Genomic DNA, 18,158 nt, shown 5'->3' with positions numbered 1-18,158 from the left:
AGCAGATATGAATCGCCTTCGTCAAGCTGGGCAGTTTTCTATGGGTCCCCGCTGGTTGGTGTCAGACCCCATATGCCTTCATGAAATCACGCACACACTGGCGGACATGCTCTGAGACTTCCTGTTCATTCGGCGCGGTTTGAACGCCCAACAGAAGAGCGAGATGAGTGTCCTCTCGCAACATACCCATGAATATGGCCGCTGCGTTTTCAGGATGTTCAATGGCAACGATGCCAAGGTCGCTCGCAAGCTGAAGCTGCTGTGCAATGCTGGAAGTTGCCCGTTTGGGACCAAGCTGGAAAAATGATTTGGTAATATGCGGAGCGCGACTGCCCTCGCCTATCAACATGCGCCAAAGGCCCAGAGTTCTGTCATCATAGATGAGGGTTAGAACAGCCTTGCCGAAGATAAAGAGAATCTCTTCGAGTTCCTGACGGGACCCGCCATCTGCATTTGAGTCGAGAGGCTTGATGGAGAGGACTGGCCCCTCAGACAGGTTGCTGACAATCTCCGCCAGCATTGCTTCTTTATTTTTGAAGTGCCTGTAGACTGTGGTTTTGGAGGCACGGGCGCGTCTGACGATCTCATCCATTGAGGTGTTGGCATAGCCAAGCTCAATGATGGCGTCAGCTGCGATTTCCAAAAGCTCTTGTTTCCGCTTTTCGCCGCGCGATACCTTTTTCTCTGATTCCATACAGGTTTTCCGTCTCTCACGTGGGTACGATACCGTATCTTACACTAAGCTCTAGTAAGTTTGGTGAGGAGAAACAAGATTGCAAGGGAATGGAATGTGAAAACGGTCAGCTGACATCACAGCAAAGCATGATGTGAGTGCTGGTTTTGGGAGAGGGTATTTTGTAAGGGGGGCGTTTTGGCTGAATGGTGGCCCGTTGGCTCTCTCATTGTTGGTTTATCTGTGTCTGGGCCAAACTCCAGACAAAAAAAAAGAGCGCATTGCTGCGCTCTTTTTCACTGAAACAGCTCGAATTATACGGTTTCGAGGTTTACAGCGCTCTGACGGCCATCACGACCAGCTTCCAGTTCGTAAGTTACGTCCTGGCCATCAGCCAGAGTAGACAGACCGGAGCGCTCTACTGCAGAGATGTGAACAAATACGTCTTTGCTTCCATCTTCAGGTGCAATAAAACCGAAACCTTTAGTGCTGTTGAACCATTTCACGGTGCCTTTAGCCATCGTGATATCTCCTAGTTAGTGTGCCGCTGCGACATGCAGATGGCGATTTGTTGCGTCAGGGCGAAATCGAGTGCACTGACGCCTAAAAAGGAGACAGGGTCGACAGTCTTAACGTAGAGACGGCATTCCACATATTGACTGATAAGTAAAGATCCAGCTTTCCATTTGATGCCTGTAGAACCAATTTTTTTAAATTCTCTGTGTTTTTACTGAGTCAAATCCTAACTTATTCCCTGATGTTTTCACAAAACCCATAAAAATTGAGGGAAAACCCGATGTTAGGCCACCTAGCGGTTGCATTGCAGGATTTGTCGATATTCGTGCGAATATTCCTCACTATGTGAAAAAAATTCCACGGATATGCTCTAAGCGCTTGCAATGGGGAGTGGTCCGAGATAGTGACCGCCCCCAAGCTTTTAAGTTCCTCTCGGATTTTGAAACCTCCAAGATGCTGTTGCCTGCTTACTTTGTTCCCCCTGTGAATAAAGGTGCAGGCGTCGATCACCTTTGATTCTCCGATATGTGTGTGTTTATCGGGCAATGAAAGATGGGTCCTGCTCTTCTGATCTGGCTGGCGCGACTGTTTATGCGTTCCGCGACTTTCAGCAGATGGCAGGATAGGGTCTTTGAGCAAGGTTGCGGCAACAGCCTTTAGCTCCCTCGTCCCTTTGTGATTGCACCCAGCACTCGTGGCAGAGTTTCACTTGAGATCTCAGGAACCAAAAGCAAGGGTTGGATAGCACCGGCGCGTTGCGAGCATATGGTTCGACGGGTTTGACGCTATCTTCGTGTACTTAAGAGAAAGAGCGCCAGCGACAATAAGCCAAGCGCTCCAAGAAGAATAAGAAGAGATTGTCATGTTCCCGGAGTTACAATCCGAGCGCTTGATCCTACGCGATTTTCGCGAAGGTGATTTTGATATTCATAACGCGTCTTTGAACGATTTCGATGTGAGCAAGATGCTGACTGTCGTTCCGCATCCTTATACAAAGGATGATGGTGACTGGTGGTTCGACCATTGCCGCACGACACCTCACTGCGAAGAGATCAACTGGGTGATCGACAATGGCGAAGGCCTTGTCGGCGTTATCGGCATCCGCAATGTCTCGACAACACCTCACCTCGGTTACTGGCTAGCTAAATCCCAATGGGGTAAAGGTTATGCCAGTGAAGCAACCAATCTGGTTTGCGATTATGTATTCAACCGGCTGAATGCGGCTGCGATGAACACTGGCCTGTTCACCATCAATCCAAAGTCTCTGAATGTGCTTCAGAAGAACGGGTTTGAGGTGACTGGCGAGACCAAAGAGAAGAACCGCGCACGTGGTGACCTCGAAATGGATTACACCACAGTTACGCTGACCCGGGACAGATGGACGTCAATGCAGGCGATTGCCGCCTGACGTTTCAGTCTCCAAAGCAAATTGTCTTTAGAGATCTGTTCTTGCGCATCTGATTATTGAAAGGCTTGCGAATTGATGTTCGTGAGCCTTTTGGCTGTTCAAGGCAGCAAACCATAAACCAGATTGCTTATTCTTTTCCGGAAAGCGCTAGACACTTTTCGGGAACACGCTTAAGCAATAAAATTAGCCAGATTTGCCGTTCCGCCCTTGGCGGGAGCGCAATAGGGCTTTATGACGTCCTCCAAAGAACGTCACAGGTGGACGAAAGAGAATAAAATGAAATTCCTCGATCAGGCAAAGATCTTTGTAAAGTCTGGTGATGGTGGCGCGGGCAGCGTCAGCTTCCGCCGTGAGAAATATGTTGCCGAAGGTGGACCCGACGGCGGCGATGGTGGCCGTGGTGGTGATGTATGGGTTGAGTGCGTTGATGGCCTCAACACACTGATCGATTATCGCTACGCGCAGCACTACAAAGCTAAAATCGGCATGCATGGCATGGGCCGCAACAGAACCGGCGCCAAGGGCGACGATGTTGTGCTTCGCGTTCCTGTAGGCACTCAAATTCTTGAAGAAGACAATGAGACCGTTCAGGCAGACATGACTGAGATTGGTCAGCGCTTGTTGCTTATGAAAGGTGGTAATGGCGGGTTTGGTAACGCACACTTCAAATCCTCAACCAACCAGGCACCACGCCATGCAAATCCTGGCCTTGAAGGCGAAGAAAAGTGGATCTGGCTGCGTCTGAAACTGATTGCGGATGCTGGCCTTGTTGGTCTGCCAAACGCTGGTAAATCCACCTTCCTCTCCGCTGTTTCTGCAGCACGCCCGAAGATCGCAGACTATCCGTTCACCACGCTGCACCCGAACCTGGGTGTGTGTGAACTCGACAATCGCGGCTTTGTACTGGCTGACATTCCGGGCCTTATTCGTGGTGCGCACGAAGGTCATGGTCTTGGCGACCGTTTCCTTGGCCACGTGGAGCGGACGCGCGTTCTGCTGCATCTGGTGGATGGCTCTGGCGAAGAAGACCCGGCAGATTCTTACCGCACCATTCGCGGTGAGCTGGAAGCTTATGGCCATGGTTTGGATGAGAAGGCTGAGATTGTTTGTCTTTCCAAAGCAGATGCACTGACAGACGAGTTGCGCGAAGAGCGCTTTAAGTCTCTTGAAGAAGCCTGCGGTCAGAAGCCTTTGATCATTTCGTCTGCCAGTGGTGAAAACATCGACACTGCTCAGCGCATGATCATTCGTGCAATTGACAAGGATAAGCAAGACGAAGCTAATTCCATTCCTTCTGATGGAATTGAGGAGTGGCGCCCGTAATGGCTCGAAGTCTGAGCGACTATAAGCGCATCACCGTAAAAATCGGCTCTGCCCTTCTGGTAGAAAAGGGCCGATTGAAGCGTGAGTGGTTGGAATCGCTGGCAGATGACCTTCAGGCTCTTTCCGAAGCTGGGAAAGAAGTGCTGGTGGTGTCTTCCGGTTCCATTGCTCTTGGACGTGGTGTGCTTGGTCTGCCAGCTGGTCCGCTCAAACTGGAGCAGGCGCAAGCCGCCGCTTCTGTGGGCCAGATTGCACTTGCTCAGGCTTACTCTGAAATTCTCGGTGCGCGTGGTTTAACGGCAGGTCAGATTCTGCTGACGCTCGGCGATACGGAAGAGCGCCGCCGTTACCTCAATGCGCGCGAGACGATTGGCACTTTGCTGAAGATGGGCGCTGTGCCGATCATCAACGAGAATGACAGCGTTGCAACCTCCGAGATCCGATATGGCGATAACGACCGTCTGGGCGCCCGTGTGGCGACCATGGCGAGCGCGGATCTTCTTGTGCTGCTGTCTGATGTGGACGGGCTTTACACTGCCGCTCCGCAGACAGATCCTGATGCCATCTTCCTGCCTGTGGTTCCTCAGGTGACGCAGGAGATTGAGGCTATGGCCGGAGCACCGGGAACCGCCTTCTCCTCTGGCGGTATGAAGACCAAGATTGATGCGGCCAAGATTGCGCAGAGTGCAGGCACGTCCATGATCATTGCCAGTGGCAAGACCATGAACCCGCTCAACGCAATTGAAAATGGCGCGCGGGCGACATGGTTCCCTGCTCCATCTTCACCTTCCCGGGCCCGCAAAACGTGGATCAGCGGTCACCTGAAGCCGCATGGCACCATTCAGCTGGATGCAGGCGCGTTGAAAGCTGTGAAGGCAGGTAAAAGCTTGCTGCCAGCAGGGGTGACCAAAGTGGATGGCACATTCACACGTGGTGATGCGGTGCGTATTATAGATGCGGACGGGCACGATGTGGGTCGCGGGCTTGTGGCCTATGATTACGGTGAGGCTTCTCTCATCATCGGGCGCAACAGCAAAGAAATTGAAGCCATTGTTGGCTATCCGGGACGCGCAGAGATGGTCCATACGGACGACCTTGTGCTCTCTACATCTGATTTGGACAATTCATAGAAACTGTTTAGGTTGACCAAGTTCAACCAGTGATGACTTAAGGGTTTTGCAGATGCTGAATACTTCTGAAGTGGCAAATGCGGACAACACCGATGTTCGCGACTTGATGGCAACTCTTGGCAAGAAGGCACGCGCTGCTGCACGTACTCTTGCGATTGCCCCCACAAGCCAGAAGAACAAAGGTCTGGAAGCGATGGCAGCTGCCGTTCGCTCTGCAACCCCTGAGATCCTCAAAGCGAATGCGATTGATCTGGAGAGCATGCAGGCCAATGGCCAGCTGACATCCTTTATTGATCGCGGCACATTGAACGAAGAGCGCATTGAGGCCATTGCCTGCGCATTGGAAGACATTGCCAAGCTGGATGACCCTGTCGGCTCCACAATTGCAGACTGGAAACGCCCGAACGGTCTGGACATCTCTCGTGTTCGCACGCCTCTTGGTGTGATCGGCGTTATCTATGAGAGCCGCCCGAACGTGACTGCGGATGCAGGAGCACTGTGCCTGAAGGCTGGTAATGCTGTTGTGCTGCGCGGCGGTTCTGACACCATCAACTCCAACCTTGCTATCTATAAAGCTTTGCAAACTGGCCTTGCAGATGCTGGACTGCCAGTTGATGCAATCCAGATTGTACCGGTGAAAGACCGTGCTGCTGTTGGTGAAATGCTGAAAGGCCTGGACGGCAATCTTGATGTGATCATTCCGCGTGGTGGCAAGAGCCTTGTTGCACGCGTTCAGGATGAGGCGCGTGTGCCTGTTTTTGCGCACCTTGAGGGGCTGGTTCACATCTTCATCGACAAAAAGGCTGATCTGGATAAGGCGATTGAAATCACCGTCAATTCCAAGATGCGCCGGACGGGCATTTGTGGTGCTGCTGAAACGCTGCTGGTTGATGAAGCTGTTGCAGCAACTATTTTGCCGCCAATTCTTGCTGCTCTTCAACAAAAGGGCTGTCAGATTCGCGGCGATGAAGAGGTCATGATGCTGTGTCCGACCGCTTCTGAGGCGAATGATGACGACTGGTCTACGGAATATCTGGACGCGATCATCTCTGTGAAGATTGTTGGCGGTCTGGAAGATGCGATTGAGCACATAGGGACATACGGTTCTAATCACACGGACTGCATCATCACAGAAGACCAGATTGCGGCCCGCAAGTTCCTTGCAGAAGTGGATTCGGCTATCGTTCTTCACAATGCATCCACACAGTTTGCGGATGGTGGTGAATTTGGCATGGGTGCTGAAATCGGCATCGCGACTGGCCGCATGCACGCACGTGGGCCCGTTGGCGTGGAACAGCTGACCAGCTTTAAATACGTTGTCCGCGGGAATGGCCAAACGCGTCCATGACGAACCCCGACCCCAAAATGGGCGATAGCCACGGCAAGCTTGGGATTGTGCAACCAGACTGGATGCGCCTTCCCTATGCTGCTCCGGGCAATCGCATTGGTTTGTTTGGCGGGTCGTTTAATCCCCCACATCCCGGCCATCTCATGGTGGCAGAGACAGCGTTGCGGCGCCTAAACCTGCATCAGATCTGGTGGCTGGTCACGCCCGGAAATCCGCTGAAGTGCCACCGAAACCTCGCGCCCTTGGAAGAACGTGTTGCCGCCGCGCAGGCTTTGGCACGGCATCCACGCATGAAGGTGACGGCCTATGAGAAGGTGCTTGGCACCTCTTACACGGCAAGTACGGTGGAGCAATTAAAGCTGCGCAGACCGCATCTGAATTTTGTCTGGGTTATGGGTGCAGACAATCTCTCCAATTTTCACCATTGGCAAAACTGGCAGAGCATTATAGAAGGGGTGCCTGTGGCAATTGTTGACCGGCCTAAAGCGACCCTTTCGTCTCTTTCCGCTCAAGTTTGTCAAAGGTATGCCTTTGCTCAATTAAAAGAAAAAAGTGCAGACCAACTGCCTGAGTGCAAAGCCCCGTGCTGGACCATTTTACGTGGTCCGCTGGATGAAACCTCTTCCACCCTCCTGAGGAATAGAGGACACACCCTAGGGTAACTTTACGCTTTTTGCGGCAAGTAGTGTCTTGAAATTGCCATAGGGACCTGAGTATTCTTCTTGACGGAAGGCTTGAGTTTGTGCATTTCAGGCTTTTCGACCGGCAGAGTACTGCTTTCTCTAACCATGGCGAGGGCTCTTAAGCTGACCATGACAACTCAACATGAAGGGACGGACACCATCGCTCCTCTTCAACCGCATGATCCCACTAATGAGGGGGACGTGCTTGCACTGATCCTCAACAGCCTGGAAAATTCCAAGGCTGAGGATATCGTATCTCTAGATCTTACAGGCAAATCTGCTCTGGCTGATCACATGGTTGTGGCTTCTGGCCGCTCTCATCGCCATGTGGGTGCTGTTGCTGATTACCTGCTGCGTGATCTGAAAGATGCTGGCTACGGTAACGCTCGCGTTGAGGGCATGCCGCATTGTGATTGGGTGCTCATCGACATCGGTGATGCAATCATTCACATTTTCCGCCCAGAAGTCCGCAGTTTCTACAATGTAGAAAAAATGTGGTCTGCGGATAGCTCTGCACCGACGCAGTTCATCGGATAGTATCAGTGCTTCTTTGAAGCACTGACTATTACACCAGTCAATTCTCTGCCCCTTTGGGGGATTGAGAGAGTCTGGGCAAATGCCGCTGATGCAGGTGCTGCTCCATCTGCATGAGATCTTTTTTGCGGGTCACGACGATCTAATCCCGGAGACTTCATGAAAGTCACGATTGCCTGCGTCGGCAAAATGAAAGCTGGCGCGGAAAAGGACATGCTTGAACGCTATCTGGACCGAGCCCGCAAAGCTGGCCGTTCCGTTGGCATTACTTCTGTGTCCGTGGTGGAATTTTCAGAGAGCCGAGCCTCCCGCACAAATGATCGAAAAGACGAAGAGGCGCAACTGCTGCTCAATGCGCTTCCTTCCGGTGCGATCCTGATTGCACTGGATGAGCACGGCAAGGCACTTTCCAGCGAAGTCTTTGCCAAAAAGGTTGGCGGTTGGGCCGATCAGGGTGTTTCAGACATGGTGCTCGCCATTGGCGGTGCCGACGGCCATGGCCAGGCGCTGCTGCAACGCGCAGACCTGAAGCTCGCTCTCGGCTCCATGACATGGCCTCACCAACTCGTCCGGATCCTCTGCGGCGAGCAAATCTACCGCGCCATCACGATACTGACAGGACATCCGTATCACCGGGCGTGAGTGATGTGGAGGTTGCACAAACTCCTTTGCGAAAACCGATTATCGAGCGAACAACTGGTAATAGTGCAACAGTATTTATCTTAGTGACTGACACAAGATTGATCAGAGAAAACCTATCTATCTAACAGGCTAGAGCACAGGTAGAACGAACCAAGCTCAATCCTTTCTATAGACTTAAAGATTTCTCTATGTTGACGTATCTTACCGACAGCGCAGTACAGCTGGAAACATTTGGCCTAAAACGTATTTTTCCAGCAAGCAAAAAGCATAGAGAAGAAGATTTCCAAGACAAGTTTGACTCATCGACCTTATTCTATGATTGCTTCAGGTCCTTTGATGGCAAGAACATAATTCTCGTTGGTCCTAAACCATTGGGTTTTGAGAAAGAACTTGCAAAAGCGACGTTCTCGATAAGCGATAGGAAACTTCGCACTAAACATCGAAAACTAAAGCAGATTCACGAAATCTGGATCAAAGTAGCACCTGACCAAGTTATCGATACGGTGGATATGACGCTAAACGGTGTCCGAGCCCAGATCAACGTGAGCGCGAGCGCTGCAAAGCGGTTTGAAGGTAAACGTACACTCTCTACACTATGCAAAGAGACCCCTGTGTGCTGGATCCTCGACTGGATCAAGTTTAACGTAGTGAACCACGGCGTGAACGCGCTCGTTCTCTTTGAAAACAGCCAGGGTGTTCAACGCGTACAGGAAATTTATCAGGCGCTTGAGCAATCCGGCCTCGATATTGAATTTGAAGTGGTCCACGCGCCTTTCCCGTATGGACCGCCTCAGATGCGTGACATCAAATTCCTACAACGCTCAATACTTCAAATACTTCGTTGGAAATATGTTCAAACTTCTGACGCACTTCTGTTTTGCGATGTCGATGAGTTTGTCATTTGTGAAAAAGGCGTATCTATATTTTCCGGTTTAAAAGATAGCTTTTTGGGTTATTTCCTTATTCCCGGGGTTTGGATCGAGCCAGTGACTAATGCAAGTATCAATGAGCTCAAATCTCTTGATGATCGTCGCCATAATATGTTTTTGCACACAACCAATCCACCAACGGCGACACATCGAAAATGGGTGGCAGTTCCTTCGCGGATTCCCCAGAGTATTCAGTTCAAGGCCCACGGCGTTCGGCCCGAGCCGAAACACGCTGCTTGGCTACACCCATTTTTTACGCGCCTAAAACCGTTTTTGCGGTCAGCAACACTCTGCCATTTCAATGCTATTAGTACGAGCTGGAAGACAGATCGAGATGAAATTGGGCCGGTTGACGAAAGCAAACATACTTTGCACGAAGACCTTCGCAATGCTTGTGATGCGGCATTTTCTGACAAGACCAAGACACCTGAACTTTCATAAGTACTGAGGACTGGTGTTAATTCAGAAGCTACCCTATTTCGTCCTTCCTTTTGCTTCTTCACTACAAAGCACCTGATAGGTACAGCTGAATATTACAAATCAATTGCAGATATTGATGTTTTTGCTGGAAGTCGGTAAGCCTGCAACGTGGTTGACACTTCCTTAACGCTGTTAGGAGCATTATCCTCGGCGTTAACTTTGGGGCTGCGTTCCTGTGTTTTAGCAGGGTTGGTCTGCGTCGATATTTTAGTATTAAGGTCAGCGGTTCAGTCGGTTGCTGTACTTTGGGAGTTCAGTTGTTGCGTTTTAGGGGAAACCTGATCCTCCGATCGGTGACAAGCTTTGCCTTGTTTTTTGCGGTTGCGCTTGTTCTGCCGCTGCAAAGTACTGCGCAAAAACTGACGAACGTCTCCTTTAAAATTGAAGATGGCAAGATTGATCCCGAAGACCCGGCTGCACTTGCTCTGCTCCAGAAGCAGGAGCGGGAAAAAGAACTTCGCAGCTTGAATGAAAACATCTCCCTTTCCAAAGAGAAGCGTGAAGAAATTCAACGGTCCATTCGTGCGTTGGAGCGCGATGGTGAGAGCCTGAGCGGAGAGTTAATCCGCACGGGTGAGCGCATGAAAAAACTCGAAAACCAGCTGGAAGCCACTGAAGCACGGTTAGGCCGACACAGAAAAAATGAGCAATCTGTCCGGGCGTCATTGAATGAACGTAAAGATGTTTTAGCTGAAGTTTTAAGCGCTTTGCAAAGGATCGGTCATCGCCCACCGCCAGCTATGGTCGTGCGTCCTCAGGATGCTCTTGGTGCGGTACGCAGTGCGATCCTGCTCAACTCAATCATGCCGGAAGTGCGGATTGAAGCAGAAGCGCTAGCGAGTGATCTTGCTGAACTGTCTCGGCTTCGAGCAAAAATTGAAGCAGAGCGCAACCGGGTTCGAAGTGGTGCAATACAGATGGCGGAAGAGCGTCATCGTGTTGAATTGCTTTTGGAAAAGAAGAAGGCAGCACGGCAGGAAAGCCTTGCAGCGCTGGAAGCCGAGAAGGCTCGCGCCAAGGAACTTGCCGAAAAGGCAACCTCTTTGAAAGAGTTGCTTGCTACCCTTGAGCGAGAAGTGAAGAGCAGCCGTCGTGCAGCGGAAGCAGCGCGACTTGCGGACATTGAGCGGCAAAACCGGATCGCCTCTGGTGATCCGTTTGCTGATCCGAGCCGATTGAAACCGGTTGTTGCTTTTTCGGAGACCCTTGGGCTTTTGCCTGATCCGGTGTCCGGAACACTCCTGCAAGACTTTGGGGTTGCAGATGGATTTGGCAACGTAACCACTGGCCAATCCATTGCAACACGCCCGAATGCCCAAGTCACCTCCCCCACTGATGGTTGGGTGGTGTATGCAGGGGATTTCCGGTCTTACGGGCAGATGGTAATTGTTAATGCAGGCGGCGGATACCATGTCCTTATGTCCGGGCTGGACGATGTCATGGTGGAGTTAGGGCAGTTTATTCTTGCTGGAGAGCCAATTGCTAAAATGGGAGAAACGCGCCTCGCAAGCGCTAATAACCTTAATTTTAGTTTGGACCAGCCAGTTTTATATGTAGAATTCAGGAAAGACGGCACTGCAATCGACCCCAACCCATGGTGGTCACGCGCCGAAAACGAAAAGGTTCGCGGATGATACGGAAAGCATCGCTTTTGTTGGTTGGCGTAGTCATGGGGGCTACGGCGGTCGTAACATATTCTCAGGCACCATTCAGATTTGCTGAACCAGCTTCTGCTGCGTCTCCTGATACATACAATCAGCTCAATCTGTTTGGCGACGTGTTTGAACGTGTCCGCTCTGATTATGTAGAGGAGCCAGCTGACTCCAAGCTGATCGAGACCGCTATCAACGGCATGCTCACCAGCCTTGATCCGCACTCCAGCTATCTGCCTCCAAAAAGCTTCCGCGACATGCAGGTGCAAACCCGCGGCGAGTTTGGTGGCCTTGGCATTGAAGTGACCATGGAAGACGGCCTTGTGAAGGTTGTTGCTCCGATTGACGACACTCCCGCTTTCAAAGCAGGCGTACAGGCAGGCGACCTGATTACCCATCTTGATGGGGAACAGGTTATGGGCCTTACCTTGAATGAGGCTGTCGAGAAAATGCGCGGTCTGGTCAATACAGACATCGTCATTACAGTGCGTCGTGAAGGTATCAACGAACCGACCGATATCACCATCACCCGTGATGTGATCCGCATTCGCTCTGTTCGCTGGAACAAAGAAGACGACATCGGTTACATCCGCATCACGCAATTCAACGAACAGACCTTTGATGGCCTGGAAAACGCTGTTGATGAGCTGACTGCTGAAATCGGTGAAGATAACCTGAAAGGCTTTGTGCTGGATCTGCGCAACAACCCAGGTGGTTTGCTGGATCAGGCGATTGCTGTTTCTGATGCGTTCCTGAACCGTGGTGAAATTGTTTCTACCCGTGGCCGTAATGCTGAAGAGACCCAGCGCTATAACGCTCGTAATGGTGACTTGACTGAAGGTGCGCCTGTGATCGTTCTGGTGAATGGCGGTTCTGCGTCGGCTTCCGAGATTGTAGCCGGTGCTCTGCAGGATCATCGCCGCGCAACTATTTTGGGTACACGCTCCTTCGGTAAAGGTTCTGTCCAGACCATCATTCCACTTGGTGCAAATGGTGCGATCCGTCTGACAACTGCCCGTTATTACACGCCGTCTGGCAACTCTATTCAGGCTAAGGGTATCCGCCCTGACATCATTTCCTTGCAGGAACTGCCTGATGAGCTGAAAGGCCGTGCTGAAACCAAAGGTGAAGCGGGTCTGCGTGGTCACCTTCAGGCTGAAGAAGGCGATGAAGGTTCTGGTAGTCAGGCTTACGTGCCACAGGACAAAGACAAAGACGTACAGCTGAACTTGGCAAAATCCTTGCTCCGCGGCGAGAAGACTGATGCCGCCTTCCCGCCAAGTGCAGACAGTGCAGCAAACGAATCCAAATAATTCAGAGTATCGAGCGCTTCATCCGGAGCGCTCGATTTCTATCTATTTGTTTTCAGGCATATACCTCTCCGAAAACCGGTAGCTACATTTCGGGGATATGCTATAAAGTGATTAAGGACGCCGCGCTAAACCTTCGTTTGGCGCGGCGGAATTTTATGACAGGGTGGGGGCACCAATGGTTAGGAGCGATTTGACAGCTCCGCTTGGAATGAACAAGCGTCGGAGCATCGGGCGATTGCCGCTCGGCCTGATTGGTGTCGCCATCATGACTGTTATTTTCACCACCGGCTTTATCTGGATCGGCATTGTTGATGACCCTAACGGTGGTGAGCCAATGGCGACCATCGAGCTTTCCAGCGCTCTTGATGGTGTTGCTCCCAGCGATATCGAGATTGTTGATCTACCGGACGGTTCTCAGTTGGGCCAGATTGGCTCTGACCAGTATGATACCAGTGGCTTCGGGCCAGATGGCAACTATCGCCCGACTCGCCCGACAGGTACAAACGCGCAAGATCAGGCCAGCGGACCAACATCAATTGTCGATCTGGCACGACGTGTTGACTATGAGGGGCTTGATGGAGGTTTCTCAAGCGAGTCACTTTCTACCGACCCGATTGATCAACTGCTTGAGCCCAATAAGTTTGGCTCCCTTCCAAAGATCTCTGCTGAGGGTATTCGTCCACTGGATGCCTATGCACGCCGACCTAATCCTGCAGCACTGACTCAGGCGCGGATTGCTATTTTGATCAATGGTATCGGGCTCAACTCCGACATGACACTCAAAGCCATTGAGGATCTTCCCGCAGACATTTCACTGGGACTTTCTCCCTATGGCGATGACATCAACAGCTGGATGAAGTCTGCCCGTCTTTCCGGGCACGAAGTGCTTCTTCAAGCTCCGATGGAACCGTTTGATTATCCTGACAACGATGCTGGCCCGCAAAGCCTGCTGACCAATCTTGACAGGAAGCAGAACGAGGAGCGCCTCTCCTGGGTTCTCGGGCAGACCAGCAATTATGTTGGACTTGTCAACTTCATGGGCGACCGCTTCACCTCCAACGAGACCCGTATGAGTGAGTTCCTCAGCAAGGTTCGTGATCGCGGCCTGATGTATGTTGATGATGGTTCTTCACCACGCTCCAGAGCGAGCGAAGTTGCCGGAACACAGAAAGTACCATTTGTGCAGGCTGACCTGGTTCTGGACCAGAACCTGAGCGCCGAAGCCATTGGCACACAGTTACTGGAACTGGAAACAATTGCCCGTCAACGCGGAATTGCCGTCGCAACCGCGACTGCTTTTCCTGTTACGTTGAATGCTTTGGAGATGTGGTCACAGCGGCTGGAGGAGCGCGGTCTTTCTCTTGTTCCAATCAGCTCTGCCATCAATTCCACGCGCTAGAACCTGTCGCATTTATGGAACGTCACGCATGATGCTTCAGCTCTTTACTTTGCGCGTATTCCTATCTGAGAACCGAAGCCACGTTTCTGGAATATACTCTTAACTCTCTTTATTGGACCAGACATGACCGATTACAGTGCCCTTCCCTTCCGTCCTTGCGTTGGCATCATGCTTATCAATCGGGATGGGCTTGTCTGGGCTGGCAAACGCTATGGCGACAAGCTGCCTATTCCTGAAGAGTTTGCCTGGCAGATGCCACAGGGTGGTCTGGACAAGGGTGAAGACCCGCTGGAAGCCGCGAAGCGTGAGCTTTATGAAGAGACTTCTGTAAAGTCCATCACGCTGCTGGCTGAAGCGCCTGACTGGTTTTCCTACGATTTTCCTGAGGAAATTCAACGCCAAGTGCGTAAGGCTAAGTATCGTGGCCAAACACAGCGCTGGTTTGCATTCCGCTTTGATGGCGATGACAGCGAAATCAACATCCTGACACCACCTGATGGGCATGCTCAGGAGTTTTGCGAGTGGCGCTGGGAAAAGGCCGAGAACCTTGCTGGTCTCGTGATCCCGTTCAAGCATCAGGTCTATCTTGATGTGGTTGAGGAGTTCTCTGAGTTCACGACCTGACGCTGCTTTGAGGCAGCAATACAGAATAATCTCACCGGTCTGGGAATTTCCTAGCTGAACGTAAGAGATCGACATCTGTTTCGCGCCTTCATTTTGAGTGCGCTCAGCAACTCACGTGAAGAACTTTCTTCGAGCTTCTTGTTCAATAGCATGGCGGAGTTGCAGGTCCGCCAGTTTTGCCATTGCGACTTTCCAGTCTGGCGTACCTTCTGCTTTTTGAACAACAAGCCGCTGAGCATCTATCTCTTTCTTCAATTCAATCTCACGCGGCACAGCCCCGGCATCAGCCATGATCCTCATGCCTGCAGCTGTATCAAGAGAACCGGGCGCACGCGCTGGCAGTGGTTTGCCCTCTCCCTCAAGATTGTCCAGTTGCCCTTCTGCTTGTGCTTTCAGTATCTGACGCTCTGCGAGATTTTTAAAACTCATGATCTGTACTCATTTTCCTTTGAGATCACTTGAAAATCTGTAGGTTAGGAATAAGACAGGATGTAGTATTTGTCAATTTTATTGACAATATAGGAAATTAAATCAAGTAATTCAGATGCTTAAAAAACCAAAAACCAAACCTGAAATGCTCTATGCTGGCATACAGATGACCCGCCCGTTGCTCCGTACCATCAGCAATCGGGTTGAGGCGGATCTAGAAGGAACCGATCTTACTGTCGGTCAGCGTGCTGTGCTGGAAGCTGCGCTTGCTTTGGAGCAGGCAACAGCACCGCAACTGACTGATTTTCTACAGCTGAAGCGCCAGTTTGTGGCCAAGGTCCTCAAAGAATTGCTCGACAAGGAGCAAGTGGAACAAATGAGTAATCCGCGACACAAGCGGTCCGTGTTCTATTGTTTGACACCATCAGGCAAAGCGCTGATTAAAAAAGTTCGCAAGGCCGAGATGAAACGGATAGAAGAGTTCGCGAAGGTATTTTCCGAGGAAGAGGTGGAAACCTATTATCGCATGCAATGCGTGTTGAATGACGCGTTGTCCAAGCGCTCTTAGGCTCTACCGGTTTAAAGATGCACTCTTGATTGCGATGTGCTGAGATTGGATTGAGATATGAGCAGGTTCTGGAGCCCGATTGTCCAAAAACTGGAGCCCTACACACCGGGTGAACAGCCGAAGCATCAGACCTTTATCAAACTGAATACCAATGAGAACCCATGGGGTCCCTCTCCACGTGCATTGGAAGCGATTGCTGCTGCCACAGGCGATGCGTTACGGTTGTATCCCGACCCATCAGCCTCTGATCTCAGAGCAGGCATTGCATCCTCTCTTCAGCTGACCTCTGATCATATCTTTGCAGGTAATGGCAGTGATGAGGTGCTGGCGCATGCGTTCCATGCCTTCTTCAGTGGGAAAGAACCGATTCTCTTCCCGGAGATCACCTACGCCTTCTACCCAACCTATTGTAAGCTTTACTCGATTGAGTATCAGCTGGCCCCTCTCGACAGTGACTTCTGTATCAATCCGAGTGACTTTTCCGGGGCTTGTGGTGGTGTCGTCATCGCAAATCCGAATGCGCCAACCGGGCTCGCTATGCCACTTGAGAATATCGAGGCAATCCTCAAGGCAAATCCGGATGTCGTGGTTCTTGTCGATGAGGCTTACATCGATTTTGGCGGGCAAAGTGCAGTTCAGCTGGTGCCGGACTATGACAACCTTCTGGTGGTGCAGACCTTCTCGAAGTCACGCAGCCTTGCTGGAATGCGTGTCGGGTTTGCGGTAGGGCAGCCGCACTTGATTGAGGGATTGCACAGGGTCAAGGACAGCTTCAACTCCTACCCGCTCGACAGGCTTTCGCTTGCAGGCGCGCTTGCTGCCTGGGAGGACACGGAATGGTTTGAGAAGACGCGCGACCAGATTGTTGCTGATAGAGAGAAGCTTACCGAGAACCTCCAGACACTCGGCTTTACGGTGTTGCCATCTTCAACGAACTTCATTTTCGCCTCTCATGCCCATGTGCCGGCGGAGCGGATACATGCAGATTTGCGAGAGCACGGCATTCTGGTTCGGTACTTTAAGAAAGAACGGATCAACGATTGGCTGCGTATTTCTATCGGAACCACTGAAGAATGCACCGCATTGGTGAAGGTGCTTCGGACAATGCTCTGAATAAATTCTGTTATTTTACAGGGCATTAGGTTGCGATGTCCTGCTCGTGTCGTGATCATGTCGGCTGTTTGTCGTGGTGTTTTATTTAAGAAGCTTCCAGATTGTTCCTAGTTGAAGAACAGGATTTTTTCCGTGATTGTCAGAAAATTACGCATTGAAAAAGGGCTTTCTCAGGAACAGCTCGCACACATGGCAGGTATTAGCACGCGGACGCTGCAGCGCATTGAACGTGGCGCGAATGCAAGCCCCGAAACCCTGAAATGCATTGCTTCTGCTCTGGACACGGATTTTGGTGATCTCAGGAAGGAACAGGACATGCCCTCAGCATCCAATGGAATTTTACCCGAGCTTTCCGGCAAGGAGCAGGAAGCCATGGAGTATGTGCGGGATATACGAAGCTTTTACATGAACCTCATCCAGTACGCCGTTGTGATCACAGCTTTGGCGGTACTGAACCTGCTCACTTCTCCAGGTTACCTCTGGTTCCTGTGGGTTGCTTTTGGGTTTGGCATCGGCCTCGTTGCTCATGGTTTGAGTGTGTTTGAGGTTATCAATCCATTTGGTGGTGATTGGGAGAAGCGCCAGATCAAGAAACGGTTGAGGCAGCGGCAGTAGCCGCTGTTATTCCAACATAGGCTCCCAGTTCTGCTCTTTCGCCAGAATACCGAGCAGGCACAGTTCAATTGCGCTGGCCAGCGTATCCTCAAAGTTTGTCTTCAAATGAGCCAGTTCAGGATGTTCTAGCGCTGCCAGTGCATGTTTGCGTTCTGCCTTCATCGGCCAAAGCCCTGCAACAATTGTGAAAACGTACTGAACTGCAGCAAGAGCCCCTGCCTCACTGATGTACGGTAGGGCAGCGCCCAGTATCTTTGCCATCTGGTGGTGGCGCTGCAGGAACTGTAGTTTGGCTTCCACAATGCGCTGCGTTGAGAGGTTGTGCTCCAGAATTGGGGAAAGCTGACTGACCAACAAGCACAGGCGCGGATGCGCGAAGCAAACCTTGGCCCAGAGCTTTGCAATGCTTGTCAGGTCTTGCTTGCTTTTCGGCTCACTCAGAGACTTCTTGAAGTCAGCGATCATAAGATCTGCCTCCTCCTGAAGCAATGCTACCAGAATTTGCTCCCGGCTTTCATAATATCGATAGAGGCTGGATTTTGCGAGACCAACTTCCCGAGCGACAGCGGAAAGGCTCGTGTTTTCAATACCTTCTCTATCCATAAGAATACGCGTTGACGTCAGGATCATCTTCTCTCGTTCAGCAAAATGTTCTGCTGTACGTGCACGCTGATAAGCTTTTGATTTTTCTTTCATATTCTTAATCACTCTTCCGCATGGCACATAAACGACCATCGGTCGTTTATTGACTCTCGCAAACTCTCCAAATAAACTACCGC

19 protein-coding genes are annotated in these 18,158 nt (G+C 51.2%); 15 read left to right on the top strand and 4 right to left on the bottom strand.

Going from position 1 to position 18,158, the window contains the following annotated elements; all coding sequences use genetic code 11:
* Nucleotides 1-61 precede the first annotated feature (61 nt).
* Both BM231_RS03455 and BM231_RS03450 read right to left on the bottom strand, forming a co-directional pair.
* Nucleotides 62-694: a TetR/AcrR family transcriptional regulator gene (locus tag BM231_RS03455; protein ID WP_093516710.1), complete on the bottom strand. Its 633-nt coding sequence runs from the start codon at nucleotides 692-694 to the stop codon at nucleotides 62-64.
* Between the two features lie 293 nt (nucleotides 695-987).
* Nucleotides 988-1,194: a cold-shock protein gene (locus BM231_RS03450; RefSeq protein ID WP_057461563.1), complete on the bottom strand. Its 207-nt coding sequence runs from the start codon at nucleotides 1,192-1,194 to the stop codon at nucleotides 988-990.
* Between the two features lie 857 nt (nucleotides 1,195-2,051).
* On the opposite strand from BM231_RS03450, the gene BM231_RS03440 reads away from it, so the two are divergent.
* From BM231_RS03440 to BM231_RS03385, 12 genes are all read left to right on the top strand, one after another.
* Complete coding sequence (locus tag BM231_RS03440) at nucleotides 2,052-2,597, top strand: GNAT family N-acetyltransferase (protein WP_063286535.1); 546 nt, start codon at nucleotides 2,052-2,054, stop codon at nucleotides 2,595-2,597.
* A 276-nt stretch (nucleotides 2,598-2,873) separates the two neighbouring features.
* Nucleotides 2,874-3,920 (top strand): GTPase ObgE, encoded by a 1,047-nt coding sequence (gene obgE / locus BM231_RS03435; protein ID WP_093516706.1) that lies wholly within the window; start codon nucleotides 2,874-2,876, stop codon nucleotides 3,918-3,920.
* A complete protein-coding gene (gene proB / locus BM231_RS03430; protein ID WP_093516704.1) occupies nucleotides 3,920-5,050 on the top strand; it encodes a glutamate 5-kinase in 1,131 nt (376 codons plus the stop codon). Before obgE ends, proB begins: the two co-directional genes overlap by 1 nt.
* A 52-nt stretch (nucleotides 5,051-5,102) precedes the next feature.
* Complete coding sequence (locus BM231_RS03425) at nucleotides 5,103-6,398, top strand: glutamate-5-semialdehyde dehydrogenase (RefSeq protein WP_093516702.1); 1,296 nt, start codon at nucleotides 5,103-5,105, stop codon at nucleotides 6,396-6,398.
* Nucleotides 6,395-7,060 carry a nicotinate-nucleotide adenylyltransferase gene (locus BM231_RS03420; protein ID WP_244527135.1) on the top strand — a complete coding sequence of 222 codons (666 nt, stop codon included), beginning with the start codon at nucleotides 6,395-6,397 and terminating at the stop codon, nucleotides 7,058-7,060. The genes BM231_RS03425 and BM231_RS03420 overlap by 4 nt, the downstream gene beginning before the upstream one ends.
* A 126-nt stretch (nucleotides 7,061-7,186) precedes the next feature.
* Nucleotides 7,187-7,618, top strand: coding sequence for a ribosome silencing factor (gene rsfS / locus BM231_RS03415; RefSeq protein WP_208860027.1), 432 nt, complete (start codon nucleotides 7,187-7,189; stop codon nucleotides 7,616-7,618).
* 156 nt (nucleotides 7,619-7,774) lie between these two features.
* Entirely contained in the window at nucleotides 7,775-8,257 is a 483-nt protein-coding gene (gene rlmH / locus BM231_RS03410; protein WP_093516700.1) for a 23S rRNA (pseudouridine(1915)-N(3))-methyltransferase RlmH, read from the top strand.
* Nucleotides 8,258-8,445: 188 nt separating this feature from the next.
* On the top strand, nucleotides 8,446-9,627 hold the full coding sequence (locus BM231_RS03405; RefSeq protein WP_093516698.1) for a hypothetical protein: 1,182 nt from the start codon (nucleotides 8,446-8,448) through the stop codon (nucleotides 9,625-9,627).
* A 296-nt stretch (nucleotides 9,628-9,923) separates the two neighbouring features.
* Nucleotides 9,924-11,300, top strand: coding sequence for a murein hydrolase activator EnvC family protein (locus BM231_RS03400; protein ID WP_208860026.1), 1,377 nt, complete (start codon nucleotides 9,924-9,926; stop codon nucleotides 11,298-11,300).
* Entirely contained in the window at nucleotides 11,297-12,631 is a 1,335-nt protein-coding gene (locus tag BM231_RS03395; protein ID WP_093516696.1) for a S41 family peptidase, read from the top strand. Before BM231_RS03400 ends, BM231_RS03395 begins: the two co-directional genes overlap by 4 nt.
* Nucleotides 12,632-12,806: 175 nt before the next feature.
* Nucleotides 12,807-14,030: a divergent polysaccharide deacetylase family protein gene (locus BM231_RS03390; RefSeq protein WP_208860025.1), complete on the top strand. Its 1,224-nt coding sequence runs from the start codon at nucleotides 12,807-12,809 to the stop codon at nucleotides 14,028-14,030.
* A 123-nt stretch (nucleotides 14,031-14,153) separates the two neighbouring features.
* Nucleotides 14,154-14,654: an RNA pyrophosphohydrolase gene (locus BM231_RS03385; RefSeq protein WP_093516694.1), complete on the top strand. Its 501-nt coding sequence runs from the start codon at nucleotides 14,154-14,156 to the stop codon at nucleotides 14,652-14,654.
* Between the two features lie 111 nt (nucleotides 14,655-14,765).
* On the opposite strand, the gene BM231_RS03380 is transcribed toward BM231_RS03385, so the two are convergent.
* Nucleotides 14,766-15,083 (bottom strand): DnaJ family domain-containing protein, encoded by a 318-nt coding sequence (locus tag BM231_RS03380; protein ID WP_093516692.1) that lies wholly within the window; start codon nucleotides 15,081-15,083, stop codon nucleotides 14,766-14,768.
* Between the two features lie 115 nt (nucleotides 15,084-15,198).
* Here BM231_RS03380 and BM231_RS03375 point away from each other — a divergent pair, with 115 nt between their 5' ends.
* The 3 genes from BM231_RS03375 to BM231_RS03365 all read left to right on the top strand — a co-directional run bounded on the left by BM231_RS03375 (nucleotide 15,199) and on the right by BM231_RS03365 (nucleotide 17,379).
* Entirely contained in the window at nucleotides 15,199-15,651 is a 453-nt protein-coding gene (locus BM231_RS03375; protein ID WP_093516690.1) for a MarR family winged helix-turn-helix transcriptional regulator, read from the top strand.
* Between the two features lie 57 nt (nucleotides 15,652-15,708).
* The gene (gene hisC, locus BM231_RS03370) at nucleotides 15,709-16,764 is read left to right on the top strand and encodes a histidinol-phosphate transaminase (protein ID WP_093516688.1); all 1,056 of its coding nucleotides are present in this window, start codon (nucleotides 15,709-15,711) and stop codon (nucleotides 16,762-16,764) included.
* A gap of 132 nt (nucleotides 16,765-16,896) precedes the next feature.
* A complete protein-coding gene (locus tag BM231_RS03365) occupies nucleotides 16,897-17,379 on the top strand; it encodes a helix-turn-helix domain-containing protein (RefSeq protein WP_093516686.1) in 483 nt (160 codons plus the stop codon).
* A gap of 6 nt (nucleotides 17,380-17,385) precedes the next feature.
* Here the strand turns inward: BM231_RS03365 and BM231_RS03360 are convergent, their stop codons facing one another.
* A complete protein-coding gene (locus tag BM231_RS03360; protein WP_093516684.1) occupies nucleotides 17,386-18,075 on the bottom strand; it encodes a TetR/AcrR family transcriptional regulator in 690 nt (229 codons plus the stop codon).
* Between the last annotated feature and the right edge of the window lie 83 nt (nucleotides 18,076-18,158).

This window comes from Pseudovibrio ascidiaceicola, assembly GCF_900114245.1.
Lineage (GTDB): Bacteria > Pseudomonadota > Alphaproteobacteria > Rhizobiales > Stappiaceae > Pseudovibrio > Pseudovibrio ascidiaceicola.
The sequence above is the reverse complement of the archived record's forward strand: the minus strand, read 5'-3'. Positions and strand labels throughout refer to the sequence as shown.

What these genes read in the sequence shown, in the direction of transcription:
- BM231_RS03455 (WP_093516710.1), bottom strand. Translation starts at nt 694, where the DNA reads ATGGAATCAGAGAAAAAGGTATCGCGCGGCGAAAAGCGGAAACAAGAG.
- BM231_RS03450 (WP_057461563.1), bottom strand. Translation starts at nt 1,194, where the DNA reads ATGGCTAAAGGCACCGTGAAATGGTTCAACAGCACTAAAGGTTTCGGT.
- BM231_RS03440 (WP_063286535.1), top strand. Translation starts at nt 2,052, where the DNA reads ATGTTCCCGGAGTTACAATCCGAGCGCTTGATCCTACGCGATTTTCGC.
- obgE (WP_093516706.1), top strand. Translation starts at nt 2,874, where the DNA reads ATGAAATTCCTCGATCAGGCAAAGATCTTTGTAAAGTCTGGTGATGGT.
- proB (WP_093516704.1), top strand. Translation starts at nt 3,920, where the DNA reads ATGGCTCGAAGTCTGAGCGACTATAAGCGCATCACCGTAAAAATCGGC.
- BM231_RS03425 (WP_093516702.1), top strand. Translation starts at nt 5,103, where the DNA reads ATGCTGAATACTTCTGAAGTGGCAAATGCGGACAACACCGATGTTCGC.
- BM231_RS03420 (WP_244527135.1), top strand. Translation starts at nt 6,395, where the DNA reads ATGACGAACCCCGACCCCAAAATGGGCGATAGCCACGGCAAGCTTGGG.
- rsfS (WP_208860027.1), top strand. Translation starts at nt 7,187, where the DNA reads ATGGCGAGGGCTCTTAAGCTGACCATGACAACTCAACATGAAGGGACG.
- rlmH (WP_093516700.1), top strand. Translation starts at nt 7,775, where the DNA reads ATGAAAGTCACGATTGCCTGCGTCGGCAAAATGAAAGCTGGCGCGGAA.
- BM231_RS03405 (WP_093516698.1), top strand. Translation starts at nt 8,446, where the DNA reads ATGTTGACGTATCTTACCGACAGCGCAGTACAGCTGGAAACATTTGGC.
- BM231_RS03395 (WP_093516696.1), top strand. Translation starts at nt 11,297, where the DNA reads ATGATACGGAAAGCATCGCTTTTGTTGGTTGGCGTAGTCATGGGGGCT.
- BM231_RS03390 (WP_208860025.1), top strand. Translation starts at nt 12,807, where the DNA reads ATGGTTAGGAGCGATTTGACAGCTCCGCTTGGAATGAACAAGCGTCGG.
- BM231_RS03385 (WP_093516694.1), top strand. Translation starts at nt 14,154, where the DNA reads ATGACCGATTACAGTGCCCTTCCCTTCCGTCCTTGCGTTGGCATCATG.
- BM231_RS03380 (WP_093516692.1), bottom strand. Translation starts at nt 15,083, where the DNA reads ATGAGTTTTAAAAATCTCGCAGAGCGTCAGATACTGAAAGCACAAGCA.
- BM231_RS03375 (WP_093516690.1), top strand. Translation starts at nt 15,199, where the DNA reads ATGCTTAAAAAACCAAAAACCAAACCTGAAATGCTCTATGCTGGCATA.
- hisC (WP_093516688.1), top strand. Translation starts at nt 15,709, where the DNA reads ATGAGCAGGTTCTGGAGCCCGATTGTCCAAAAACTGGAGCCCTACACA.
- BM231_RS03360 (WP_093516684.1), bottom strand. Translation starts at nt 18,075, where the DNA reads ATGAAAGAAAAATCAAAAGCTTATCAGCGTGCACGTACAGCAGAACAT.